Annotated in this window: 19 protein-coding genes and 2 rRNA genes (1 of these 21 cut by a window edge); 9 read left to right on the forward strand and 12 right to left on the reverse strand. The window is 47.9% G+C overall.

Features of this window, described 5'->3' with window-relative positions:
* Positions 1-2461 (forward strand): 23S ribosomal RNA (locus DESAL_RS00350); it begins 475 nt to the left of the window's first position.
* 100 nt (positions 2462-2561) lie between these two features.
* Positions 2562-2676, forward strand: a 5S ribosomal RNA gene (gene rrf / locus DESAL_RS00355).
* Positions 2677-3055: 379 nt separating this feature from the next.
* Here rrf and DESAL_RS00360 read toward each other — a convergent pair.
* Both DESAL_RS00360 and DESAL_RS00365 read right to left on the reverse strand, forming a co-directional pair.
* Positions 3056-3538 carry a YchJ family protein gene (locus DESAL_RS00360; RefSeq protein ID WP_012765662.1) on the reverse strand — a complete coding sequence of 161 codons (483 nt, stop codon included), beginning with the start codon at positions 3536-3538 and terminating at the stop codon, positions 3056-3058.
* A 55-nt stretch (positions 3539-3593) separates the two neighbouring features.
* A complete protein-coding gene (locus DESAL_RS00365) occupies positions 3594-3953 on the reverse strand; it encodes a NifB/NifX family molybdenum-iron cluster-binding protein (RefSeq protein WP_012765663.1) in 360 nt (119 codons plus the stop codon).
* Between the two features lie 112 nt (positions 3954-4065).
* Here DESAL_RS00365 and arfB point away from each other — a divergent pair, with 112 nt between their 5' ends.
* The 5 genes from arfB (at position 4066) to DESAL_RS00390 (ending at position 9938) form a co-directional block, all read left to right on the forward strand.
* Entirely contained in the window at positions 4066-4482 is a 417-nt protein-coding gene (gene arfB / locus DESAL_RS00370) for an alternative ribosome rescue aminoacyl-tRNA hydrolase ArfB (protein ID WP_012765664.1), read from the forward strand.
* Positions 4483-4566: 84 nt separating this feature from the next.
* Entirely contained in the window at positions 4567-5085 is a 519-nt protein-coding gene (locus DESAL_RS00375; protein WP_012765665.1) for an OmpA family protein, read from the forward strand.
* Between the two features lie 66 nt (positions 5086-5151).
* Positions 5152-5733: a TetR/AcrR family transcriptional regulator gene (locus tag DESAL_RS19530; RefSeq protein WP_012765666.1), complete on the forward strand. Its 582-nt coding sequence runs from the start codon at positions 5152-5154 to the stop codon at positions 5731-5733.
* Positions 5734-5802: 69 nt separating this feature from the next.
* A complete protein-coding gene (locus DESAL_RS00385) occupies positions 5803-6909 on the forward strand; it encodes an efflux RND transporter periplasmic adaptor subunit (protein ID WP_012765667.1) in 1107 nt (368 codons plus the stop codon).
* Positions 6906-9938 (forward strand): efflux RND transporter permease subunit, encoded by a 3033-nt coding sequence (locus DESAL_RS00390; RefSeq protein ID WP_012765668.1) that lies wholly within the window; start codon positions 6906-6908, stop codon positions 9936-9938. The genes DESAL_RS00385 and DESAL_RS00390 overlap by 4 nt, the downstream gene beginning before the upstream one ends.
* Before the next feature lie 58 nt (positions 9939-9996).
* Here DESAL_RS00390 and DESAL_RS00395 read toward each other — a convergent pair whose 3' ends face one another.
* The 6 genes from DESAL_RS00395 to DESAL_RS00420 all read right to left on the reverse strand — a co-directional run bounded on the left by DESAL_RS00395 (position 9997) and on the right by DESAL_RS00420 (position 14624).
* Positions 9997-10605, reverse strand: coding sequence for an FmdE family protein (locus tag DESAL_RS00395; RefSeq protein ID WP_012765669.1), 609 nt, complete (start codon positions 10603-10605; stop codon positions 9997-9999).
* A gap of 3 nt (positions 10606-10608) precedes the next feature.
* Positions 10609-11427, reverse strand: a complete 819-nt coding sequence (locus tag DESAL_RS00400) for an ABC transporter ATP-binding protein (protein WP_012765670.1) — start codon at positions 11425-11427, stop codon at positions 10609-10611.
* On the reverse strand, positions 11424-12491 hold the full coding sequence (locus tag DESAL_RS00405; protein WP_012765671.1) for a FecCD family ABC transporter permease: 1068 nt from the start codon (positions 12489-12491) through the stop codon (positions 11424-11426). The genes DESAL_RS00400 and DESAL_RS00405 overlap by 4 nt, the downstream gene beginning before the upstream one ends.
* 3 nt (positions 12492-12494) lie before the next feature.
* Entirely contained in the window at positions 12495-13604 is a 1110-nt protein-coding gene (locus tag DESAL_RS00410; protein WP_012765672.1) for an iron ABC transporter substrate-binding protein, read from the reverse strand.
* A gap of 158 nt (positions 13605-13762) precedes the next feature.
* A complete protein-coding gene (locus tag DESAL_RS00415) occupies positions 13763-14029 on the reverse strand; it encodes a ribbon-helix-helix domain-containing protein (RefSeq protein WP_012765673.1) in 267 nt (88 codons plus the stop codon).
* A 37-nt stretch (positions 14030-14066) separates the two neighbouring features.
* Positions 14067-14624, reverse strand: a complete 558-nt coding sequence (locus DESAL_RS00420) for a DJ-1/PfpI family protein (RefSeq protein WP_012765674.1) — start codon at positions 14622-14624, stop codon at positions 14067-14069.
* Positions 14625-14874: 250 nt separating this feature from the next.
* Here DESAL_RS00420 and DESAL_RS00425 point away from each other — a divergent pair, with 250 nt between their 5' ends.
* Together DESAL_RS00425 and DESAL_RS00430 are read left to right on the forward strand one after the other, a co-directional pair.
* Positions 14875-15654, forward strand: coding sequence for an EF-hand domain-containing protein (locus tag DESAL_RS00425; RefSeq protein WP_012765675.1), 780 nt, complete (start codon positions 14875-14877; stop codon positions 15652-15654).
* A gap of 243 nt (positions 15655-15897) precedes the next feature.
* On the forward strand, positions 15898-19704 hold the full coding sequence (locus DESAL_RS00430; RefSeq protein ID WP_012765676.1) for an FG-GAP repeat protein: 3807 nt from the start codon (positions 15898-15900) through the stop codon (positions 19702-19704).
* 51 nt (positions 19705-19755) lie between these two features.
* Here DESAL_RS00430 and DESAL_RS00435 read toward each other — a convergent pair whose 3' ends face one another.
* The 4 genes from DESAL_RS00435 to DESAL_RS00450 form a co-directional block, all read right to left on the reverse strand.
* Positions 19756-21708 carry a 7TM diverse intracellular signaling domain-containing protein gene (locus DESAL_RS00435; RefSeq protein WP_012765677.1) on the reverse strand — a complete coding sequence of 651 codons (1953 nt, stop codon included), beginning with the start codon at positions 21706-21708 and terminating at the stop codon, positions 19756-19758.
* A 148-nt stretch (positions 21709-21856) separates the two neighbouring features.
* Positions 21857-22363, reverse strand: a complete 507-nt coding sequence (locus tag DESAL_RS00440; RefSeq protein ID WP_012765678.1) for a ferritin — start codon at positions 22361-22363, stop codon at positions 21857-21859.
* Positions 22364-22395: 32 nt separating this feature from the next.
* Complete coding sequence (cydB, locus tag DESAL_RS00445; protein WP_012765679.1) at positions 22396-23409, reverse strand: cytochrome d ubiquinol oxidase subunit II; 1014 nt, start codon at positions 23407-23409, stop codon at positions 22396-22398.
* Between the two features lie 26 nt (positions 23410-23435).
* Positions 23436-24749 (reverse strand): cytochrome ubiquinol oxidase subunit I, encoded by a 1314-nt coding sequence (locus DESAL_RS00450; RefSeq protein WP_012765680.1) that lies wholly within the window; start codon positions 24747-24749, stop codon positions 23436-23438.
* Between the last annotated feature and the right edge of the window lie 26 nt (positions 24750-24775).

Below are 24775 nucleotides of genomic sequence, written 5' to 3' on the forward strand. Positions count from 1 at the left end.
CTTAGAGACCGATAGCGAACCAGTACCGTGAGGGAAAGGTGAAAAGAACCCCTGTTAGGGGAGTGAAATAGAACCTGAAACCAGTTGCCTACAAGCTGTGGGAGCAGACTTGTTCTGTGACCACTTGCCTTTTGCATAATGGGCCAGTGAGTTAATCTGTAATGCAAGGTTAAGCAGTGATGTGTAGCCGTAGCGAAAGCGAGTCTGAATAGGGCGACAAGTATTGCGGATTAGACCCGAAACCAGGTGATCTATCCATGGGCAGGCTGAAGCTTGAGTAAAATCAAGTGGAGGGCCGAACCGTTGTAAGTTGAAAATTACTCGGATGACCTGTGGATAGGGGTGAAAGGCCAATCAAACTTGGTGATAGCTGGTTCTCTCCGAAATATATTGAGGTATAGCCTCAGGAGTTTTCTTGCGGAGGTAGAGCACTGACAAGGCTAGGGGTCCCACCAGATTACCAAACCTTATCAAACTCCGAATGCCGTAAGATATATCCTGGGAGTCAGACTGCGGGTGCGAAGGTCCGTAGTCGAAAGGGAAACAGCCCAGACCGTCAGCTAAGGTCCCCAAATCCATACTCAGTGGAAAAGGTGGTGGAGTTGTATAGACAGCCAGGAGGTTGGCTTAGAAGCAGCCATCCTTTAAAGAAAGCGTAATAGCTCACTGGTCTAACGATTCTGCGCCGAAAATGTAACGGGGCTAAGTATGGTACCGAAGCTACGGGATGCGTCTTTGACGCATCGGTAGGAGAGCGTTCTCAGATGGGATGAAGGTGAATCGGAAGGTTTGCTGGACTAATGAGAAGTGATTATGCTGGCATGAGTAACGATAAAACAAGTGAGAAACTTGTTCGCCGTAAGACTAAGGTTTCCTGGGTAAAGCTAATCTTCCCAGGGTTAGTCGGTCCCTAAGGCGAGGCCGAAAGGCGTAGTCGATGGAAAACGGGTTAATATTCCCGTACCAGCAAATGTGTGCGATGGAGGGACGCAGTAGGATAGCTCAGCCGGCTGTTGGATATGCCGGTGTAAGTGCGTAGGCTTAAGGAATAGGCAAATCCGTTCCTTTTTAAGGCCGAGACACGATGCCGTAACTTTACGTTTGAAGTGAGTAATTCCAGACTGCCTAGAAAATCTTCTAAGTTTAGCATTTGTTGACCGTACCGCAAACCAACACAGGTAGTCGGGTCGAGTAGACCAAGGCGCTTGAGAGAACTCTGGTTAAGGAACTCGGCAAAATGATCCCGTAAGTTAGCGAGAAGGGATGCTCCAGACGGTGACTTGATTCACTTAATGAGCTGTTTGGAGCCGCAGAGAATCGGGGGGGGCGACTGTTTACTAAAAACATAGGTCTCTGCTAAGTCGTAAGACGATGTATAGGGACTGACGCCTGCCCGGTGCTGGAAGGTTAAAAGGAGGTGTTAGACTTCGGTCGAAGCTCCGAATTGAAGCCCCAGTAAACGGCGGCCGTAACTATAACGGTCCTAAGGTAGCGAAATTCCTTGTCGGGTAAGTTCCGACCTGCACGAATGGCGTAACGATCTCCCCACTGTCTCAACCAGAGACTCAGTGAAATTGAATTACCGGTGAAAATGCCGGTTACCCGCGGTAAGACGGAAAGACCCTGTGCACCTTTACTATAGCTTGACATTGGGTTTAGGGCTATCATGTGTAGGATAGGTGGGAGGCTTTGAAGTCGGCACGCCAGTGTCGGTGGAGCCAACCTTGAAATACCACCCTTGATAGTCTTGAATTCTAATCCAACGCCGTTATCCGGCTTGGAGACAGTGTCTGGTGGGTAGTTTGACTGGGGCGGTCGCCTCCCAAAAAGTAACGGAGGCTTGCAAAGGTTCCCTCAGGCTGATTGGAAACCAGCCGTCGAGTGCAAAGGCATAAGGGAGCTTGACTGTAAGACAGACATGTCGAGCAGGAACGAAAGTTGGTCTTAGTGATCCGGTGGTTCCGCATGGAAGGGCCATCGCTCATAGGATAAAAGGTACGCCGGGGATAACAGGCTGATCGCGCCCAAGAGTTCACATCGACGGCGCGGTTTGGCACCTCGATGTCGGCTCATCACATCCTGGGGCTGAAGCAGGTCCCAAGGGTTCGGCTGTTCGCCGATTAAAGTGGTACGCGAGCTGGGTTTAAAACGTCGTGAGACAGTTTGGTCCCTATCTACCGTGGGCGTAGGATAATTGAAGAGGGTCTGTCCCTAGTACGAGAGGACCGGGGTGGACGAACCTATGGTGTTCCTGTTGTCGCGCCAGCGGCATTGCAGGGTAGCTAAGTTCGGAAGGGATAACCGCTGAAAGCATCTAAGCGGGAAGCCTGCCTCAAGATTAGTTATCCCTATGCTTTAGCATCTAAAGATTCCAGGTAGACCACCTGGTTGATAGGCTGGAGGTGTAAGTGCAGTGATGCATTCAGCTGACCAGTACTAATAAATCGTGCGACTTATTTTTCTTCTCTTCCCTTAACTTTAACCCTAAACGGTTGAAGCTAATGGAACTCTAATTCTTCTCTATTAAACAATATATTTTGCTCAAACGAGCAAGCAAATTTGCTTGCGGCCATTGAGGAGAGGTCACACCCGACCCCATTCCGAACTCGGAAGTTAAGCTCTCCATCGCCGATGATACTGCTAGGTAGCTAGTGGGAAAGTAGGTCGCCGCAAGCTTTTTTATTTCAAAGCCCCCTTGTTAACTCAAGGGGGCTTTACTTGTTTGGGGCGGGATTTTTGGTTGGACTCTTGCTGCGTATATTTCTTTTCTTAAGGCGATCTGTTTCAGAAGAATTTGCGTTCTGCGCTATTTTTTTTCTGGTTCACATAAAGGTGGTCAGTTTTAGCAATACAAGAACCTACAGGCAGTGTTCTGGCTTTCTCAGAGGGATATGAACTTAAATGTGTATGTCCTGTTTGTGGTTGTCTGTGTTAATCTCACAGAGCAACTCTGAATATACTCAGATAAATAGATGCAAAGTTCTCAATACAAATAGAAAAAACCCCGTTCCAAGGAACGGGGGTTTTATCATTTCAGACTTGTGGAAGGTTGCGGTTAGCCGCAGCACTTCTTGTATTTCTTACCGCTGCCGCAGGGACAGGGTTCATTACGTCCTACTTTCTTATCTTTCTTAATCGGCATGGGGGGCACGATATCACCCTCGAGGTAGAGCCAGTTGCCATCTCTTTTTTCAAAGCGGCTGGCTTCGTGATGGGTGTGGATCGCTCCTGACTGCCTGAATTTGGCGATGAATTCTACTTCACCGGTTTCATCATCAGCAAGGCCCTTGGAGGTAGAAACAATTTCAAGGCCGAGCCATGTGGATGTTTCCGCCCAGGTTTTAACCTGATTCTCATCGTAATCGTGCTTGCTTTCCGGGGCGAGGGTATCGCCGAGGTAGTCGACATTCTTTACAACGAATGCACTGTAGCGGGAACGCATCAGTGCTTCAGCAGTGGGTGCAGGCTCTTTTCCTGTGATGTAGGGTTCGCAGCAGCTTTCGTAAGCGTTACCGGAACCGCAGGGACATTCATTCATGTTCTATCTCCAATTATTTATTTGCGGGCTGCGGATTAATGTTTAATCCTAAATTCTAGTGGTTGCCGCAGGAACCGTGGTCGTCGCAGACAGTTGCGGAGTCGGTCAGATTTCCTGCCGCCCACTGAGCAACCGCTTCTTTAAGTTCACCACCACATCCGCGGATAACCTGAATGCCGCTGTTCTGCAAGAGGTTGACCGCTCCCTGTCCCATGTTGCCCGCCAGCATTACGGTTACACCTTTTTCAGCGAGAGTGGGTACGATGTTGGATTTGCATCCGCAACCCGGAGGAGGGGTGAGTTTTTCTTCTTCGATGATATTTTTGGACTCATCCAGAGTGTAGATGGTGAAAGCTTCACAATGTCCGAAGTGACCGTCGACCATTCCATCTCTGGAGGGAAGTGCGATTTTCATTATAAATTCTCCTTGAAAAAAAGTAAGAACGATGCAAGACCCGAAGCACCGTACTTAATAGAATGCGTACGCCACATACGCATACAAAAGACAGAATATCCAGCCGATAGCTATGATAAGTATCACTCACACATTGTCCATACCTGAGAATGAAATAACTTTTCTAACCAGCCGCAGCTCCGGCCCCGGCGGGCAGCATGTAAATAAGACCTCTTCCAAGGTCACGTTGGTTTTTAATGTACAAGATTCCCCGAGTCTTAGTGATTACCAGAAGACGTTGATCATGTCTCGTCTTTCAGGGCGTATTAATACTAAAGGGGAATTGCAGTTATCCTGTGAGGAACACCGCAGTCAGTTTCGAAATAAGGAGGAGGTTGTTTCGCGCTTTACTAAGATGCTGGCAGAAGCCCTTAAGCCTGTACGCAAAAGACGCAAAACAAAAGTTCCGTATTCTGCAAAACGCAAGCGGCTTGATAACAAGAAGAAGAGGTCCGAAGTAAAGAAAGGCCGCTCAAAGCCGAGTTATTGATTCCGCCTGAAATAGAAATCCTTGCCCCAGAGCTGTGGAGAGGGTATTTTATTGCTATCCTTTAAAGTTTGCCCGGAGGTATTTATGAAGAAATTTGCATTCCTGATCATGTTTATTTTTAGCTGTATACCATTTTCCTACGCCGGGCAGGATGGCTTTGCCGCAAATTCTGATGACATTCTTCGTATGATTACCGATCCGGGTGGACGTGTTTTTCTTAAAATCGAATTTAAAGTTAATTCAGCCAAGATCAGTGAGAAAGCTAACCCCGTGGTCGATTCTCTCGGCGTAGCGCTGACTTCCGGTCCGGGCCAGTCTATGCAGGTAAGGTTGGTCGGGCATACTGATTCTGCCGGAAAAAGCGAATACAATCGTTCATTGAGCTTAAAACGTGCAGAATCGGTTAGAAATTATCTTGCAGTTCATTTTAATATTGATCCAGCTCGTATTGAAGTTCAGGGCATGGGCGAGGATCAGCCTATAGCATCCAATGAAAATGCGCAGGGCAGAGCTCAGAATCGCCGGGTGGAAGTTATCAATATCAGCAAAAAATCTGATGCACCCAAGGTTTTGGAAGAGTTAGATACCAAGAATCTTTGGTAGAAAACTAATTTGTGAATAGTTAATCAGACGATTGACAAAAATTAATCGAATGATTAATTGAGTCGCATGACTAAGCGCGAAAAAATATTCCATGCCGGGGCCAAGCTTTTTGCTGAACGTTCCTTCAACTCAGTTGGAATCAGGGATATAGCCCGTGAAGCTGACGTAAACAGTGCCATGATATCTTACTACTTTGGAGGTAAGACAGGTCTGTTGCGTGAGATCTTTACATCTTTCAGTGATCGAATGGTTTCCGTGATCAAAAAATCCATGTCTGAGGCTCGGAATCACGGTGAGTTGGTCGAACTCAACGTGGCAGCCTTCCTTGATGATGCAAGAAACAACAGGAACGTCTACCTAGTTGGGTTGCGCGAGCTTAACCATGATAGTGAAGAATTGCAGGATCTGCGATTAGCCCTTTATAACATAGGTTGGGAGCACTTTACGCAATTCTTGGCCAAGACCGGTGCTAAGACAGATCATCGGGAAGAAGTTAAAGATATCTGTTTCACAGCTGTTTTGGGTACTGTCTTTTCAGACTACTTACTTGGTGGTGGTCACTATATTGATGATGACCAGAAAGTTGACGAGTACCGCAAGACAGTCACTCTTCTGTTGAAGGCGGGAAGCCCTGCCCTTTGGGAATAATTTTTTTAACCAACAACTAATCAACTGATTGATTAGAAGATAAAAATAGAACGCAGTGGGGGGAGAACCATGCGCAATAAATTGTTATTTTTGATTATGGCAATGATGCTTTTACCGGGATGTAAGGAAGAAATTAAAGTAGAACAGCCAGTTCGACCGGTAAGGGTAATGAAAATTACTGACGACAGTGCTCCTGAGCTGAGGAAATTTCCCGGTAAGGTTAAAGCGACCCGCGAAGCTACTTTGGCTTTCCGTGTTCCCGGCCAGATTGAACAGTTCAGTGTTAAAGAAGGGGACTTCGTGCAAAAAGGGCAGGTCATAGCCACTTTGGATCAGCGTGATTTCGAAGCTGCTGTTGCCGACCTTGAGGCTAAGCTCATTGGTGCTCGTTCGGTCATGAAGGAAGCGAAACTGAACTACGAACGAAATGCAAAGCTGCTGGAGTCTGACACTGTAGCCCAATCAGCTTTTGATTCAGCACAGAGTACATTTGAAAGTAGCCGAGCTACGGTTAATTCCCTGATTCAGGAATTGCGTAGAGCCAAGCTTAATCTTCAGTACACCCGTCTTGAAGCTCCATTTAGTGGAACAATTGCCGTAAAGTCTGTGGAGAACCACGAATTTGTGCAGGCTAAGGAGTCGATTGTTCAATTAGAGGATACTTCGGCTCTTGATGTTGTTGTGGATGTTCCTGAAAATATATGGGTCCGTGGATTCATTAATACTGATAGCAGTAATTTTAAGGGTATAGCTAAATTTGAGACATATCCGGATCGTGATTTCAAACTCGATATTAAGGAGTTTCAGACCAAAGCAAATGCTGAGACTCAGACATATGAAGTAACGCTTAAAATGGAAAATCCCAACGGTCTTTCCATCCATCCGGGCATGACTGCGGAAGTCGTTGCCAGTATGCCGGAAAATAAAGATGCAAGCTCTGTTTCCGTACCTATCTCAGCTGTAGTTGGCTATCCCGATCAGGATAAATTCGTCTGGGTATATGAAAAAGGAGCAGTGAAAAAACGTTCCGTTGAGGTCGGCCGGATTGTTAACGATAGTTTCGAGATTCATGAAGGAGTTAATCCCGGCGAACAAGTGGTTGTGTCCGGGGCGCATTACCTGCGTGACGGACAGGAAGTAAAAATCCTCAAGGGTAGAATCGGGGGCCGCGGATGAGTTTTGCACGGCTGACCATTGAAAAGAAAACCGTTTCATTGGTCCTGACAATTGTGTTTTTCCTTGGTGGGATAAAGGCATTTCTGGATATGCCCCGCCTTGAGGACCCTGAGTTTACCATTAAGGAAGCGTTGGTTGTTACCAACTATCCCGGTGCTACGCCGGCAGAGGTCGCCGACGAAGTTACGGACGTTATTGAAGGTGCTGCACAGCAGCTTAAACAGCTTGATAAGGTAACTGCCATTTCAAACCGTGGACAATCCATTGTCACAGTTGAAGTGCAGGATAAATACGACAAGAACACCCTGCCCCAAGTCTGGGATGAACTCCGCCGCAAGGTAAGTGACGCCCAGTCCTTTCTCCCCCCCGGGGCAGGGCCTTCTCTTGTTATCGATGATTTCAGTGATGTTTACGGTATCTTGCTCTCGGTAACCGGGGACGGATATTCACAGCAGGATTTGCAGGATTACGTAACTTTTTTGCGTAAGCAACTGCTGCTGGTTGAAAACGTTGCCAAGATCACCGTCTGGGGTGAACAGCAAGAAACTGTCTTTGTGGAGATCTCGCGGGCAAGAATGGCCCAGCTGGGAGTCTCGCTCGATTCAGTCTACAATACACTCTCCAACCGCAACCTTGTAGTTGAGTCCGGTAATGTAAAAGTTGGTCGGGAGTATATTGAGATAGCACCTTCAGGCGGTGTTGAGTCGGTTGAGGATCTTGGTGATCTGTTCATCCGTGACGGTTCCGGTAAACTTGTCCCGTTGCGCGATGTGGCTGAAATTCATCGCGGCTATCAGAGCCCTCCCTCCCAGATAATGGGCTTTAACGGTCACAATGCCATAGCCATCGGTATATCAATGAATCCTTCAGCCAACGTTGTTGAGCTGGGGCAGGCCATTAATGCCAAGTTGGATCAGCTACAGGCTCAGACTCCGGTAGGTATTAATGTCGAGGAAGTCTATTTCCAGCCCAGCAGGGTAGATAATGCTGTTAACTCTTTTGTTATCAACCTTGCCGAGGCAGTGGCGATTGTTATCATTGTGCTTTTGCTTTTCATGGGCATGCAGTCCGGTCTGCTTATCGGGGCTATTCTGCTGATCACAATTTGCGGATCATTTATCTTTATCCAGATGGCCGGGGTCGCACTGGAGCGTATCTCGCTTGGGGCATTGATCATTGCCCTTGGTATGCTGGTGGATAACGCCATTGTGGTTATCGAAGGGGTTCTGATCCGTTACCAGAAAGGTATGGACCGCATTCAGGCCGCAGTGGATGTTGTTGAGCAGAGTAAATGGCCGCTTCTTGGCGGTACCATTATCGCCATCATGGCTTTTGCAGGTATCGGCTTAAGTCCTGACAGTGTTGGTGAATTCTGCCGTTCCCTGTTCATTGTTCTCTTTATCTCTTTGATGATGAGCTGGATTACTGCAGTAACCGTAACCCCGTTGCTGTGCGAAATGTTCTTGCGTCCCAAGATCAGCGAAGAGGGCGATCCCTATGGAGGGTTCATCTTTCGTGCTTACCGCAGAATTCTTGAATTCTGTCTGCGCAAAAGAGTTCTGACTATGGCAACTCTGGCTGTAATGCTGGCCGGATCGATTTATGGTTTCGGGTTCGTTAAGCAGAGTTTCTTCCCGGATTCAACCCAGCCCCGTTTCTATATTCATTACTGGTTGCCGCAGGGAACTGACATCCGGGCCACAGCCGAAGATGTACAGGATCTGGCTGAAGTGATCCTTAAGGATGAACAGGTTAAGAATGTCTCAACATTTACCGGACAGGGCGCACCACGTTTTATCCTTACCTATTCTCCCGAAAAAACGGCGGAGTCTTACGGTCTTCTGCTGGTGGAGGTGAAGGATTATGAAACAACCGGCGAAGTCATGGATCGCTATAAAAAGTACTTGTACGAAAATTATCCGCAGGCCGAAGCAAAGGTTAAAAAATTCAAGCTCGGTCCCGGACGCGCAGCCTCTATTGAAGTCCGTTTCAGTGGGCCTGATACTAAAGTTCTGCGTGAACTTTCCCATGAAGCACAGGATATTATGCTCGCTACCGGACGAGCTGAATCCGTACGCGATGACTGGCGTCAGGATGTGAAAGTCTTGAGTCCGGTGATTATGGAGGCTCAGGCAAAGAGAGCAGGTATCACCCGTCCTGATCTTGCCAAGGCCATGCAGATGTTCTTCAGCGGAACCAATATCGGTGTTTATCGTGAGGGAGATAAGCTTCTGCCCATAGTAGCCCGCCCCCCGGATAAGGAAAGACTGGATGTAAACCAGATCGGTGACGTGCAGATTTTCAGTCCGGTTGCCGGACGCATGATTCCGGTGGAAGAGGTGGTTTCCGGATTTAAAACCAATATTGAGCCGGGCAAGTTGCTCACCCGTAACCGTATGCTGACTATCACCGCTTCCTGCGAACCTGTTGAAGGTCTGCCATCCGTGCTCTTTAATGAGTTGCGGCCGCAGATTGAAGGGATGAAAATTCCTGCAGGCTACACAATGGAGTGGGGCGGTGAATTTGAAGATGCTTCTGACGCGCAGGGCAGTCTTGCTGCCAGCTTAGGCGGGCCGTTCCTAATTATGATCCTTGCGACTGTAATGCTCTTTAACAATCTGCGAATCCCGACCATCATCTGGTTGACCGTACCTTTGTCGATTATCGGGGTTACTTGCGGTTTGCTCCTGACCGGGGAACCGTTCGGTTTCATGGCCCTGCTGGGCTTCCTTTCGCTTTCCGGTATGTTGATCAAGAACGCGATTGTTTTGCTGGATCAGATCAATCTGGAACTTGCAGAGGGCAAGGAACCTTATCGTGCGGTAGTGGATTCGGCTCTTAGCCGTATCCGTCCGGTTGCTATGGCTGCCGGAACCACCATCCTCGGTATGCTGCCGTTGGTGACTGATGCTTTCTTCTCGGCTATGGCGGTAACTATTATGGCAGGTCTGGCCTTTGCAACCGTGCTTACCCTGTTGGTTGTCCCGGTACTGTACGCCATGTTCTACAAGGTTAAGAATCCTGCTTAAGGCTTAGAATTGCAGTTAAAGTAAAAGGGCCTCTGTCAGTGTGACAGAGACCCTTTTTTTACATTTTCTGTTCAACCTTATCAAAGCAGGTCAGGCATAGCGTACGTCCTGCGAAACGCCGCGAACGTGACTCCATATGCATCTCTCCGCAATCCTCACAGACAAGTGATTGCAGTATGGATGCCGGACGGGGCATTTTAATCTGCGGTTCCTGTTTAATGAACATGTCCGCAAGATCGGCTGTGTAATATTGTTTTTCACATTCAGCGCGTACCTGTGTGCATCGTTCTTCCTCTTCGGGAGTTGGGGTGCCTTCGTACACAACTTCCATCAGGCGGCCCATTTCAGAGCGTAATCCACCGATAAAGTCGGGGTTGAGCATGGCCCGGAATCCTTTACCGTCCTCACGGCGGTAGAAAGTAAAGGCCATTTTACCGTGATCCTTGAGAATCAGGTTGCCTTTACCTACGGAGCATCCGGTCAGGAACTGGATTGCATCCACTCCGCACATGTCGGTTTCGCATATGGCAACGATGGATGAATCGTCATGGTGTCCCAGTTCGCGTAGGCAAAGTTCTGCCGCACGGACGCCTATGGCGAGTCCGGGGCACTGGTGGCCGTGAAATTCGATTGTTTGTTTAATCCGGTCTTCTGAAAAGTATGTCATGTTTTATTGCCTCATTTCATGCAAATGTTTGTGAGAGTGCTCCTGTTCATAATCGAGTGCTTCTAGGTCTTCCACTGGATGGATTACCGGGCACCCCTTTCGCATTTCAATTTCAACTTCCACGCCGTAAACCTGCTCGATTATTTCCGGGCTGATCGAGTTTTTCCCTCCGCAGCCGCAGACCGTTCCGCTCTTGAGGAAAATGAATTTATCCGCATAACGAAGCGCTGTGTTCAGGTCATGCATAGTCATGATCGCTGAAACCTTGTGCCCTTTGACCACCGCCCGCACAGTGCGCAGGATTTCAAGCTGGTTTTTGAGATCGAGGGAGCTGGTCGGTTCGTCCAGCAGGAGCACGTCCGGTTCCTGTACAAGAGCACGGGCGATGCTGACCTTCTGCAATTCTCCTCCGCTGAGCAGGTCGATGTAACGCAGTGAAAGATGGTCGAGTGAAAGTCGCTTCAAAGCAGCATCTACAATACAAATGTCATGGTCACGGACGCGCCATTTGATATGCGGTTTGCGGCCCATGAGCACGGCATCAAAAACGGTCAGGCGGGCTGGTTCTACCCGCTGCGGCACGTAGCCGATCAAGCGGGCAATATCGTCTGAAGCGAGCTTGAATACATCTTTTTCCTTGACCAGAACCGATCCTTTTCCCGGCCTGTGGATGGCGTTCATGCATTTGAGCAGGGTTGTTTTACCCGCACCATTAGGCCCGAGAATAGCCAGCAGTTCACCTTGTTCAACGGTGAAATCTACATCCTTTAGAATCGGGGTTCCGCTATAGCTGAAATTTATGTTGTTGACCTTGATGTTCATTTGCTCCCCCTGATGATCAGCCAGATAAAGACCGGAGCCCCGAGGAATGCGGTCAGCACTGAAACGGGCAGCACGTTGGGGGCCAGCATGAGTCTTGCCGCAGTGTCCGCAGCGAGCAGCAGTACCGCGCCCACAATGCAGGATGCCGGAAGCAGGAATCGGTAATCATCACCGATCAAGCGCCGGACCATGTGCGGACAGACCAGCCCCACAAAGCCGATTATACCCAGAAATGAAACAATGACCGCCGTTACCAGCGAGGATAGCAGCATTCCTGTTAAACGGACCCTTTCAACTTTTACGCCCAGTCCTTTGGCTGTCTCATCCCCGGCTTCAATGGCATTGAAGTTCCAGCGGTTGGCCGTGAACCAGATATAGGCAATGACGGTTACCGCGCTGATTATTCCCAGTTCCGTCCATGTAGCCCTTGCTACATCTCCAAAGGTCCAGAAAACCATGGCTGCCAGCTGCACGTCATCTGCAAAATATTGCAGGAACATAGTCCCGGCGGTGAACAGTGCGCCTAAGGCCACCCCGGTCAGGACCATCACTTCCGGTGTGGCCCTGCGTGTGCGTGAAATTGCTATGATGGCAAAGGTGGCGATGAGGCTGAATCCGAAAGCTACCATGGTGGTCAGGTAGGGCGAGTTGATGTTCACTGCACCTACATTGGAGCTGGTCATGGTTCCGAGGTCTAGCAGCATGACTGAGACTGCTGCGCCAAAAGCAGCCGCATGGGAGATTCCCAAGGTGAACGGAGATCCAAGCGGGTTACGCAGGATGGCCTGCATGACCGCCCCGGCTACGGAGAGTCCTGCTCCCGCAGCCAAGGCGGTCAGGGCCTGCGGAAGTCTGATATTCCAGATGATCAGGTCAAACCTTTTAGATACAGTATCACCAAGCAGAGTAAGCAGGGTTTCCGGTGCTGAGATGGAAACCGGCCCCATACCGATGGAGGTAACCAGCATGGCTCCGGCAAGCAGTAATCCGGCTGCTATGAAAAATGACTTCTGCCGTATATGCCGCGAGTATTCCGCGGGGATCTGTCCGTCATCAAAATGCATAAGCTATTTCAGCTCCAGTTTTTCAAAACCTTTTACGCTGAATGCTTTGGTCATGGTCTCAAGAACCGGAGCACCGACCATAAAGTTGTATATTTTATCTGCCTCGGCAGATGGATCGATGTCTTCAAATCTTTCAGGGTAGAGAACCTTACCTACATAGTAAGCATCGGCAATGATTGAACCGTAGTTCCGGGAATACCAGTTGTAGGGCAGTACAGTGTAAACTTCACCCGAAGCAACCGCATCAAGTGACTGGTAAGCGGGGTCGGTCTTGATTTCATAGATTGCCCCGGCATTTTCACCCAGTTGGGAGGTGGAAATATCAACAAAGAGGATTTCCGGGTTCCATGCAACAATCTGTTCCTTGGAAACATTGGCATGCTGCAAGGGTTTGCCGTGGCCTTTGGGCGGACAGGCTACGTTCAAAGCATTTACAAAGCGGAAAGGCGGGTAAGCTGGTTCGGTGGACTGGAAACCGTGCGGTCCTTTCTTGGCAATACCGCCAACGTAGCAGGATTTGCGTTTGTCTTTGGGGATGTCTGCGGTTCTTTTGCTCAGGTCGGTAATATGGCCTTCCATAAAGTCACACACTGCCTTGGCTCGTTCCTGTTTGCCGATAACATCGCCCATGAGTTGCAGTGACTTGTAGATAACATCCCGCTTGGCGGCTAAGCTGGCGTATGAAAGGCAGACTACCGGAATTCCGGTCTTAGCCTGAAGTTCGTCCGGGTCGTAGCCCATATCTTTGTATGTCTTGAATATTACCTGCGGCTGGGGTTCAAGGCCGAGGATCAATTCAGGGTTGTCATGGCCCCGGAATTCACCGATGAGGGGCATTTTCTTAAATTGCGAATTGGCAATGGCATACGGGCGCGCATCAAATCTTGTTTTGCGGTGCTCAATAGAGTCCACACCTACGATCATGTCCTGTCCTTGAAGATAAGTCAGATAGCGCAGGCAGCCGGGGCCGGAACAGATTACGCGTTCTACTTTTTCCGGTATTTCCACCGTACGTCCGGCCATATCGGTGATAGTTCTGGTTCCGCCGAAGGCTGGTAAGGCGACACATAGGGTAACGAGCAGGGACAGGACAGCGGAAAAGAACTTGTTCATGGATACCTCAGAGTTGCTTTGTTGTTTGCGCTTGTAACGATATTATTTTCAATGGATATGTGTTTGATGTATACGTAACGAAATTTCGTGTCAACGCAGGTCCATAAAAAAGCCCGCCTTAAAAGACGGGCTTTCATATTGCTTTATATTACTGTGGATCAGGTCGATTTATTCACCAGATAGGTGGTGCATACAACACGCAGCAAAGAGGCGAAGTTGGATATCTCACCGTTAAGGCTATATGCCTCGTTGTGGAGGGTCGAGATAAATTTGCCTGTACTGGTTTGTTCTTCTTCTGCCAGCTCATCAAGGATATTCCAGAATCTTCGTTCAATGCGGATGCTGGTCACAGCACCGTTTATCCTGATGGAGCGGGTAATTTGTTCATATTCCGCTGGCGGGGTGGAAGCATATATTTCACACATGGGATTCCCTCGCGTGCTTTTCCCGCCTTTGGACTGATTAACCGATGCGGTCAACCAGCAGGCGCAGCCATTTAGGATGGGCTGGCCATGCGGGAGCGGTTACGAGATTGCCATCACAAATGGCATCATCAAGGTCGATTTCAACGTATTCCCCACCTGCAAGTTTTACTTCAGGGGCGCAGGCTGGATAGGCGGATACTTTTTTGCCTTCAAGCATACCTGCAGCTACAAGAAGCTGGGGGCCGTGGCAGACTGCTGCTACGGGGCGGTCGGAAAAATCGCGCACCATATCGAGTACTTTTTCATTCAGACGCAGATACTCAGGAGCCCTGCCGCCGGGAACTACAAGTGCAGCATAATCTCCGGTATTAACACTGTCAAAGTCTGCATTCAGGGTAAAGTTGTGGCCGGGACGTTCGAGGTAGGTCTGCTGGGATTCAAAATCATGAACCGCAGTGGCAACCTGTTCTCCTGCCTTTTTATCCGGGCATACTGCGTCCACTTCAAAGCCCATAGCCTGCAAAGCCTGAAAGGGAACCATTACTTCATAGTCTTCAACAAAGTCACCGACGATCATCAGAATTTTTTTAGCCATTGTCTGTCTCCTTTTTGATAACTTAATTAAAGGCAGGTTAGCAAAATCCGAGGTGGCAATGGTAATAGCTCAGTACTACAGAATTCATATGGATCGAAGCTGCGCTCCAGATGCCAGAAGGTGATAAGCACCGGATTAATCGATATTTATGGTCCTGAGTGCTGGAATGATAATTGCTTTATAGTTCTTAATGTTTTTTATCAGGCAACTATTACCCTCCGTTCAGCGCGGATAGCTCAGGAGTATTGGGATGAGTATTTCAGTAATTGACGGCTCTGAAAATTCGCAGGTGAGTGCGAATTATGCTCCCGATGATTCAAGAATTATAGAGCAGAGTCAGCAGGCTGATTTTATTGATTCATTAATGATATCGAGGGACAAGGATGGCGATGGCATCCTTGATCTCGATGAATCAGGGCTGCGCAACAAAGAGTTTTCTAAATATGATGCTGATGGTGACGGAAGGATTTCCGTTGCTGAAGTTCAGGCTAAGCTTGATCAGATGCAGCAGCAAAAAGGAGCAATCGGCAAGCTTGATGTAGAGATGCAGCAGGCGGAAAAGACTGCCGCAAAGGGTATGCAGCCTCCTGCTCAAAAAAAGGTTACCCTTGAAAATAGCGGACTGGATGAAAAAACATTCAACATGCTTGATTCGGACGGAGACGGCAAAGTCTCACAAACTGAAATCGATTCCTTGAGAGATGCCGAGGAGCGGGTTCAAGAGGGTAGTCTGTTTTCTGAAGCATTGTCGGAGTTCAAGAAGAATTTTTTTCAGAAGGAAAAGGATGACGAGGAAAAGGATTTAAATGGCGATGGTATTGTTTCTGAGGAAGAGGAAGAGTTGGCAAAGCAGCAGGCTGCACAGGTTACAGGAGTTAATGCTGAAGAGAGTAAAGAGCCTGCCACTAATACTGAACCACAGGGAAAAATATTCTCAGCAAGACAAATGGCCGGAGTTCGGGCTTACCAGAATCAAGCTTCTGAGTTCTTCGCCGCCGCTTCAAACTCTTCGGTTAGTTTCCAGTACTAAATCCTGATTTCAAATAAATATCATTTTCAAAAACAAATCCCCCTGAAGTATCGCTTCAGGGGGATTTGTTTTGTTTGGGGTTAAGTTCAAATAAATAAGGTTGTTGAGATATTTTTCACGGGAATTCACGTGCAAATCTTTTGACAAATTACAAGCCTGAAGGGTTTGGTAAAATTGAAAATTTAAGCCCGCGCAGAGCTTATAAGTATTACCAATAAAAATTTCTCTTTCAGGAGTCCCGTCGTGAAAAAGCTGATCCTTTCCCTGATCGTTTTGGGGGTGATTTTAAGCCCTGTCTTTTCTAGTGCTTCCCCTTCAGTGGAATATCTAAAAAAATTCACCGGCCCAGTCATGTCTCGGGCATATTTTGGGTCAAATTGCGATCTTACAGATGATACTATCGTAATTAGTGCCATGTCCGAAACTGTTGATTTAAAAGCAGGGGCCGGAGCAGTGTATATCTTCTCAAAAGATAGAGGTGGGCCGGGGAAGTGGGGGCTGGTGAAACGGAGAACTGCGGCTGATGTTGGGACTGTTAGTGAATACGGGAGCTTCGGAATGGGGCTTGCCATCAGTAATGATATTGTTGTGGTCTCCCATCCATTCGCTGATATTGACGGGACAAATAATGCCGGGGAAGTATATATATTGGGCAGAAACGTAGGAGGAGATGATAATTGGGGAATTCAGCAGGTGCTTCGTACTGATCCTCTCGTGGATGGTTTGTCCTTTGGATATGATGTCGATATTTGTGGTCAGACGATTGTCGTGAGTGCTAACGGGTGTGCATATATTTATGAGCCGGATTCGGCTAATCCGGGAGACTGGAAGCCCGTTAAACAATTGATTGCGCAGAATGAAAGCGGTGTTCCTGAAGGGAGTGCCGGATTTGGAGTGTCTGTGGATCTTTCAGACGAGACTCTGGCGGTTGGAAGTAGTAATGGACCCGGTTACGTTTATCTTTTTGAAAGGAATACCGGAGGTGACGAGAATTGGGGGATTGTTAAAAAGTTAGTTGCGCAAAGTGACGATGGTGCTCCTGATATTCAGCTCGATGCATTATTTGGAGGGGCAGTTGCTCTTTGCAGTGATTTACTTCTTGTAGGTGCACCAAATATGAATGCCGGAGCACAATATGTTGGTGCGGCTTATATTTATTCAAAGGATAAGGGTGGAGCCAATCAATGGGGTATAGTCAAGAAGCTTATCCCGGTACGCGAGAGCGGAAAGCCGTACTATAATAAGAATACTTATTTCGGAAGATTTGTTTCTTTCTCTGGTGATCTAGCCCTTGTATCCGCAGAAGGCGGGGTACTACTTTTTTCCAAAAGTCAGTCTGATATCGGCACTTGGGGAATAGTCAAAACAATTGGCAGCATGGATACGGAAGCGAAATCCGGGCTAGCCGGTCAAGCGGCTGTTTATGGTGACTACTGTATTATCGGTGCGATGTCGAAGGATGAAGGAGTTAAAAAGAGCGTCGGAGCTGCATACTATTTTAAAATTCCCAACATAGTCAGTCCCGAGGGCTGCGCTGACAAAACCGTAAGCCCCACAGCAACACAGCCCGCAGGCACCACAGCGATCGTGACTTCGGTCACCAAAAGAGTGAAAACTACGGCGGAAGTTAAGGAAGAGCACCAGACTCCGGGTATGGACTCTATGCTCGGTGCAAATGTCTATGAATTCAACGCCACAGTTACTGCCGGGAAAGTAGCCTATTTCTGTTTCAACAGCTCCAGCCTTGGTGAGCGCAAAGCTGAGGAAGTAGCACTTTTCAAGCTATTTCCCAATAAAGAATCCAAGAGCTTCACCTACAGTTCCGGTAAAAATCCCTCTGAAGAAGGCTATTTCTGGATTACTGATGAAGGAAATAGCGGACAGTACATTGATCCGAAGACAATTCTCGTGGGCGCACGGACCTACACGGTTAACTATTCCGTAAAAGATAACGGTGAATACGATCTGGATGATACTGCCGGTGTGATTCATGACCCCGTTGTACCGGGCACTTCTGGTGGTTCCGGGGACGGCACAGGGTGTGTGCTGAATCCGCAAGCAGGCTTTTCTGTGGAGCTTTGCGCATTGTTTGTGGTTGGCTTGCTGGGGATTATCGCACGTGGAATAGTCAGATACCGGGTGCTGAAGAAATGTCTCCCTTCCTTGATTGTTTTGGGGGTGATTGTATACCCAACGGTTTGCCTTGCCTCTCTTCCGGTGGAGCTGATTAAAAAGATGTATGTCAGTGATGCCGGTCCTGGGCTTGAGCAGGCTGACACTAAGTACGGATATAGCGTTGCAATAAATGAGGATACAGCAGCAATCACCGTTCCAAAATTAAATGCTGTCTATCTCTATTCAAAAGATGTGGGAGGTGATGGAACGTGGGGTTATTTAAAGAGAATAAATATTAATGGAGTATACAAAGCGGCCCTGTCTCAAAATTATATGGCTGTGACCAGTACTGTTATTGGACGTACCTTTGTATTTAACAGGAATACAGGAGGGACTAATAATTGGGGTGAGGTAGCTCAACTCGGTAGTTCTACTTACTCTAGTGTGGCTGTGTGCGAGAATATAATTGTTGTGGGTAGCGCGATGGAAGGTGTTGAAGGCCTTGCCCGCATCTATATACCTGATCCGGATAACCCTGGGCAGTGGAAATTTCATAAGGCACTCATCCCTCAGGATGAGAATGGCGTGTTCGATACAGTCGGTGGTGGATTACAGTTTGGCAGTTCTGTGGCGGTTTCTGAGGATGTTATTGCCGTTGGCGGAATCGCAGCTACTGTAGATACTACAGACGTGGCCGGAAAGGTATATGTTTATTATAGAAATGCCGATGGTGCTAATAATTGGGGGATAGTTAAAAATATCCATGCACAAAAGGATGATGGTACTTCCGATACTTCATCTCAGGCTTATTTCGGTTTTGCCCTTTCTATGTCCGGCGATTTGCTTTTAGTTGGAGCTCGCGACACTGACATTGAAAGTGTCGACAGCGTAGGTACTGCCTATATCTATTCCAAAGACAAAAATGGTGCAGACCAATGGGGGGTAGTGAAAAAACTGAGAGCTGTGCGAGATGATGGAACCCCATCTAATTATCAATACAGTCAATTCGGGAAGGATGTTTCAATTTCAGGCGATCTTGCCCTTGTTGCCTCTAATTATGGCGCGTACCTGTTCTCCAAAAGTCAGTCAGACATCGGTAATTGGGGCATAGTCGAAATTATAGGTGATTCCCAAACAGAGCCGTATGCAGAGCTGGCCAGCAGTGTGTCTATTCATGGTGACTATAGCATTGTCGGCTCCAGTTCCAAAGATAAGAGGACTCTAACAGATCCGGACGCCCCGGTCTTTTTTCCTAACCCTCATCCAATCGTTGATAATGTTGGAGCAGCTTATTTACTCAAAACTCCCAACATAGTCAGTCCCGAGGGCTGCGCAGACAAAACCGTAAGCCCCACAGCAACACAGCCCGCAGGCACCAGCGCGATAGTGACTTCAGTCTCCAAAAAGGTGAAGACCACAGCGCAGCTAAAAGAAGAGCATCAGACTCCGGGCATGGACTCTATGCTCGGTGCAAATGTTTATGAATTCAACGCCACAGTTACGGCCGGGAAAGTGGCTTATTTTTGTTTTAATAGCTCTAGCTTGGGCGAGCGTGCAGCAGAGGATGTGGCACTGTTCAAGCTCTTCCCGGACAAAGAGTCCAAGAGTTTCACCTACAGTTCCGGTAAGAATCCCTCTGAAGAAGGCTATTTCTGGATTACCGATGAAGGAAATAGCGGACAGTACATTGATCCGAAGACAATTCTCGTGGGAGCACGGACCTACACGGTCAACTATTCCGTAAAAGATAACGGTGAATATGATCTGGACGATACTGCCGGTGTGATTCATGACCCCGTTGTTCCGGGAACTTCCGGTGGTTCCGGGGACGGCACAGGGTGTGTGCTGAATCCGCAGGCAGGGTTTTCTATGGAGCTTTGCGCATTGTTTGTGGTTGGCTTGCTGGGGATTTGTGCGCGCAGGGTAAGTCGCTAGTTGTTGGCGAATTAAACCAAGATGAAAATGTGTCGTGATCGGTTATTTCGATCACGACATTTTTTTTAGTTGATTGAGGTTAGTCTCAAGCTCGGAAGTGGCTTCTGGATTTTGCGCAGAATTGTTGAGTACGAATTCTGCTGTGGCGTAAATGTTTTTCCATCGCGGGCGTTCGGGCAGTGTTTCAATATTAAGATATCGGTCTAAGGTCTGGGTACGGGCATAGCCGTCCTTTTCAATGTATATGTTCCATATGCCGGATTCAGAAGCCAGATCTGCCTTGCTGCGTCCTGTAGCTTTTTCCCAGTACTCCAAAGAAGAGTTCATAATGATTACAGCCAGCTCTCGCTTATCAGGTTGTGCTTGGACAGGTCGTATATTCATGACGTAGATCGGTTCGCTTTCTATATCTATTGTTCTGATGGAGATCAGAACATTGATTGTTTTCCCTGCAGCAACAGGCAGGCTTATTTCTTCGAGCGTCGTTTTGTTGTCCGTTGCAGTTTGCTTATTTATCAGTTCAATGAACGCGGTTTGATGAACTTTTGATTCGATTATTTCGTTAAGATTCAGTCCCTGTATCTCTTTGCAATTAAAGCCGCTCAACTTTTCAAAACCGCTGTTGCAGAAATCAATAACAAGATCGTTATTAACGGCAAGAATCGCTTCATCCACTGAGTCGAGCATCTTGGATAGGCGCAGGTGGATTATCTTGTGGTCGTGTTCTTTCTTTTTACGACTTTCAAGTTCTCCGCTCACTCTTTCGTAGCTGGATAATGTCTCGGCAAAACGGGAAGACATAAGTAGGGAGTATGAAAGGATGAATATGAAGGTACCGTATGGTGTGAAATCAGCTGATCCAAATATATTCAGGTCAAAAAGAATTTCATCAAATTCAGCACAGGCCAGCACCAGATATCCGGGTGCAAGGTAAACGGCTCCTTTCCGCTTTTTGCGCAGGTCATTTATGAATGAAGCAAAGAGATAAACGTATGCAATTCTAGTAATCAGGAAATAGGCAAAGGCGATGCTGGAGTATGCCCCGGGAGGAGTTGCAATAGTATAAATGCAGTATACCCCGCCGATTATGGAGAATATCCAGCTGACCTGTACCCCATACCTTTGGGGAAAAACTGAGTTGTAAAATATCAGGAGCAGAGGAATCGCCAGTCCGGTTGGGATTAGACATATCTTTATGTACCAACTCCAGTCTATGGAAAAAAATTTACTGGCCAGAAAAGCTGAGGGCGGATTAAAAACTGTGGCAACGCACCAGACAAGGCAAAAGGCACCAAAGTACAGGTTTTCCCGGCTGGATCTGCGCATGATGAAAATCACGATATGAAAAACAGCCATGACCAACAGTGCGCCACCGATAATGGCTCCGGAAATATGCCGGTAATTAATCAGTTCTTCAATTTGCTCATGGCTACCGAGAAGTATGCTGGAATTGATTCCTCCTTCCTTATTGTGGAAGTTTGAAATTTCAATGACTATATCGGCATATCCTTCATTGGGCGTTAGTGTCGGGGATATGAGGTGTTTTACCGGGGTTTCAGACTTTCTGTCCGAGCCAAACGTTCCAGAGGAAGCTACGTCTTTTCCGTTTACGATCACATTGCATACAGAGAGCATTCCAGAGATATAGAGTTGATATGCAACGGGGCTGGGAGGGAGCTTTACTTTTAGACGGTAAACAGCTGTGCCCTGTTTCTGGACAGGAAAGCCCTGCTGTGTTGAGCCTTTCCAGATTGCAGGGAGTGGGAAAAAGTCTCTTTGCGCAAGCTTCTGTGTTGTTAGTTTGGAGTAGCTTGTGTCTGTATAGAATTCCCACTCTCCGTCGAGAGTTGCAGGCCCTAGCTCATTAAAATTCCAATGGCTGAGGTCCAGATACCCTTGTGTTGCTTTGAGGTGGTTCCCATCTGTTGTTTGGACGCACGAGCTTATAACCAGCAGCAGAGCGAGAAGTATGAGCTTTGTATATATGGACTTGTGTTTGGGCATTCTGCATGAGGATTGTATGTTTATAAGCCTGTGTATATTGTCTTATTTTTCAAACAAAATAAATGAGAATAATTAAAGACATAAAAAACGGCCCAACTCTCAAATCACATTGAGGATTGGGCCGTTACTAATTTAAGTGCAGTTAGAACTATTCGGCGGGTGCGTTGAATACGCGGGTGGAAAGTTCCTTATCGAGGATGAACATGCCGTTGCCTTCTCCATTGAGGAGGCGGAGCTTGTTCAGTACTGCGTTTACGTTGTCTTCTTCTTCAACCTGCTCGGTTACGAACCACTGCAGGAAGATGTTGGTAGCGTGGTCTCTTTCATCAATTGCGAGGTTCACGAGATCGTTGACAAGGGAAGTAACATGCTTCTCGTGCTCAAGAACTGCCTCAATGCAGGCCAGCGGGGATTCCCACTCGGTCTTTGGTGCTTCGATTGCAGTGAGGAGTACTCGGCCGCCGCGTTCGTTGATGTAATCATAGAACTTCATGGCGTGGAACTGCTCTTCTTTAGCCTGTACACGCATCCAGTTGGCAAAGCCGTCCAGTCCGATGTCGCTGAAGTAAGCGGACATGGAGAGGTAGAGGTATGCAGAGTACATTTCAGCATTGAGCTGTTCGTTAAGAGCTTTTTCAAGAACCTTGTTAGACATTGTTGATCTTCTCCGTAATTGGAATCAGTTTGTTAGTAGCCCAGATCTTCATCGGTGATCTTGGTTGCAAATACTTTATGCATCCAGAACTGGTAACCGATGACGATGGGGACCATGATCAGTGCAACCGTCAACATGATCTTCAGGGTCAGCTGGCTCGATGCAGCATTGTGGATGGTGATGGAGTATGCCGGGTTGATGCTAGAGGGCAGCAGGGCCGGGAACAGTCCGATCACGCCGAACATGGTGGTGGAAACGATGAGCACAGCAGAGCTGATCCATGCTTTCCACCATTTGCGTGCTGCAATGAGAGTGCGAACCTTGACGATTGCTAAGATCGGAACCAAAAGGATCAGTAACAGGGCCGGGTAAGCAATGAAGTTACTGAGCAGCTTGGTGTATACCCCGGTAAGGGCCAGAAAGGCAATATAAACCGCCGCCAGAACCGGCCAGATAGTGGCAGCGAGGTTACCGGCGCGTTCGTTAAGTTCGCCGTCTGTGCGCGCTGCAAGCCAGAGGCAGCCGTGCTGGGCAAAAAGAAGAACAAAAAGAATCCCGCCACCGAGACCGTAGGGGTTGAGCAGGGTAAACAGGTTGCCCTGAAATACGCCGTTCTCGTCAATGGGGATACCCATGAAGATGTTGGCAAAGGCAACGCCGAGCAGCAGGCCAGGCAGGAAGCTGCCTAAAACCATTGCTTTATCCCAGAGCTTACGGGCCCAGTCGCTATCAACCAATCCTCTGAATTCATAAGCAACACCGCGAATGATCAGGGCGATGAGCAGCAGCATGAGCGCGGTGTAAAGACCACTGAACATTACTGCGTATGCCTTGGGAAATGCGGCAAATGTTACACCACCGGCGGTGATGAGCCATACTTCGTTACCGTCCCAGAAGGGGCCGATGGATTTATAGATTTTTTTTCTGTCTTTTTCGTCCTTGGCCAGAAAGGGCATCACGGACCCCAGACCCAGATCATACCCATCGAGCATGAAATAGATGGCCCAGAGTAAGCCCCATAACAAGAACCATATGGATTCCAACATAATTATCTCCTTGTTTTACAGCTTTCTTAAGCCTTCGTAGGTTCAGGGCCTTTGCGGGCGAATTTTGCCAGCAGGTATATTTCACACGCTCCCAGCAGGGTGTAGAGAGTGGTCAGAGCGATAAATGAGAACGCAACCTGACTTGTGGCAATGGGTGAAACCGCGTCGCTGGTTTTCATAATACCGTATACAATCCAAGGCTGACGCCCGACTTCTGCAACAGCCCAGCCAGCCCAAGTTGCGATGTAAGGCAGGGGGATAGCGAAAAGCATGATGCGCAGATAGAGTTTGTTTTCAGTAAGTTTTTTTCTGTTTTTCCAGCCCCAGATACACAGCAGCGGAAAGAGGGTTCCCAGTCCGACCATGATGCGGAAGGCAAGGAATGTGATTGTTACCGGAGGACGGTCTTCTTTAGGCCATTCCTTCAGACCTTTGACTGGAGCGTTAAAGTCGTTGAAAGCAAGGAAACTGAGTGCGCCGGGAATGCCGAGAAATTCAATGGCGTTCTTTTCATTTTTTTCGTCGGGCATTGCCAGCAGATACATAGGTGCACCGTCTTCTGCTGTATCCCAAAGAGCTTCCATTGCGGCCAGTTTTTCAGGCTGCATCTTGGCAACAGTCTGGGCATGGTGGTGTCCTTGCGCTGCAACGAGAATGGAAAAGATGAAAGCAACAATCAAGCCCATTTTGAAAGACTTGCTGAAGAATTCAACTTCATTCTTGCGAAGCAGGTGATAAGCACTGATACCCATGACGAAGAAGCTGGCAACCATAAATGCTGCAAAACCGTTGTGGAAGAACTGTCCCCATGCAAAGGGGTTGGTGATTACTTCTGTGAAGCTTTCCAGTTCCGCACGGCCGTTACGCATTACGTAGCCAACCGGGTTTTGCATCCAGCCGTTAGCAAGGATGATCCAGACTGCAGAAATATTGGATGCGATAGCTACAATCCAGATACAGGCAGCGTGCATTTTGGGGGAAAGTTTTTTCCAACCGAAAATCCATGCAGCAAGAAAAGTTGATTCCATGAAAAAGGCTACTGTGGCTTCAATAGCCAGCAGAGAGCCGAAGATGTCACCAACGTATTCGGAATAGCGGGACCAGTTGGTACCGAACTGGAATTCAAGAGTGATTCCGGTAACGATTCCGAGAACAAAGTTAATGACGAACAGCTTTCCCCAGAATTTAGTCATGCGCAGGTAAATATCTTTTTTGGTACGCACGTACATGGTTTCCATAATGGCAACCATGATGGAAAGCCCCAGTGTGAGCGGTACGAAAATGAAGTGGAACATTGTTGCCATGGCAAATTGCAGCCTTGACAGCATAAGAACATCCATCATCCCTCTCCTTGTTCAAAGTTGTT

It is taken from the genome of Maridesulfovibrio salexigens DSM 2638 (assembly GCF_000023445.1).
Lineage (GTDB): Bacteria > Desulfobacterota > Desulfovibrionia > Desulfovibrionales > Desulfovibrionaceae > Maridesulfovibrio > Maridesulfovibrio salexigens.

Bases quoted from the DNA above. Each gene is read 5' to 3' on its own strand.
- DESAL_RS00385 (WP_012765667.1), top strand. From the start codon at position 5,803: ATGCGCAATAAATTGTTATTTTTGATTATGGCAATGATGCTTTTACCG.
- DESAL_RS19530 (WP_012765666.1), top strand. From the start codon at position 5,152: ATGACTAAGCGCGAAAAAATATTCCATGCCGGGGCCAAGCTTTTTGCT.
- DESAL_RS00425 (WP_012765675.1), top strand. From the start codon at position 14,875: ATGAGTATTTCAGTAATTGACGGCTCTGAAAATTCGCAGGTGAGTGCG.
- cydB (WP_012765679.1), bottom strand. From the start codon at position 23,409: ATGTTGGAATCCATATGGTTCTTGTTATGGGGCTTACTCTGGGCCATC.
- DESAL_RS00435 (WP_012765677.1), bottom strand. From the start codon at position 21,708: ATGCCCAAACACAAGTCCATATATACAAAGCTCATACTTCTCGCTCTG.
- DESAL_RS00375 (WP_012765665.1), top strand. From the start codon at position 4,567: ATGAAGAAATTTGCATTCCTGATCATGTTTATTTTTAGCTGTATACCA.
- arfB (WP_012765664.1), top strand. From the start codon at position 4,066: ATGATAAGTATCACTCACACATTGTCCATACCTGAGAATGAAATAACT.
- DESAL_RS00390 (WP_012765668.1), top strand. From the start codon at position 6,906: ATGAGTTTTGCACGGCTGACCATTGAAAAGAAAACCGTTTCATTGGTC.
- DESAL_RS00440 (WP_012765678.1), bottom strand. From the start codon at position 22,363: ATGTCTAACAAGGTTCTTGAAAAAGCTCTTAACGAACAGCTCAATGCT.
- DESAL_RS00450 (WP_012765680.1), bottom strand. From the start codon at position 24,749: ATGGATGTTCTTATGCTGTCAAGGCTGCAATTTGCCATGGCAACAATG.
- DESAL_RS00395 (WP_012765669.1), bottom strand. From the start codon at position 10,605: ATGACATACTTTTCAGAAGACCGGATTAAACAAACAATCGAATTTCAC.
- DESAL_RS00410 (WP_012765672.1), bottom strand. From the start codon at position 13,604: ATGAACAAGTTCTTTTCCGCTGTCCTGTCCCTGCTCGTTACCCTATGT.
- DESAL_RS00365 (WP_012765663.1), bottom strand. From the start codon at position 3,953: ATGAAAATCGCACTTCCCTCCAGAGATGGAATGGTCGACGGTCACTTC.
- DESAL_RS00360 (WP_012765662.1), bottom strand. From the start codon at position 3,538: ATGAATGAATGTCCCTGCGGTTCCGGTAACGCTTACGAAAGCTGCTGC.
- DESAL_RS00420 (WP_012765674.1), bottom strand. From the start codon at position 14,624: ATGGCTAAAAAAATTCTGATGATCGTCGGTGACTTTGTTGAAGACTAT.
- DESAL_RS00405 (WP_012765671.1), bottom strand. From the start codon at position 12,491: ATGCATTTTGATGACGGACAGATCCCCGCGGAATACTCGCGGCATATA.
- DESAL_RS00415 (WP_012765673.1), bottom strand. From the start codon at position 14,029: ATGTGTGAAATATATGCTTCCACCCCGCCAGCGGAATATGAACAAATT.
- DESAL_RS00400 (WP_012765670.1), bottom strand. From the start codon at position 11,427: ATGAACATCAAGGTCAACAACATAAATTTCAGCTATAGCGGAACCCCG.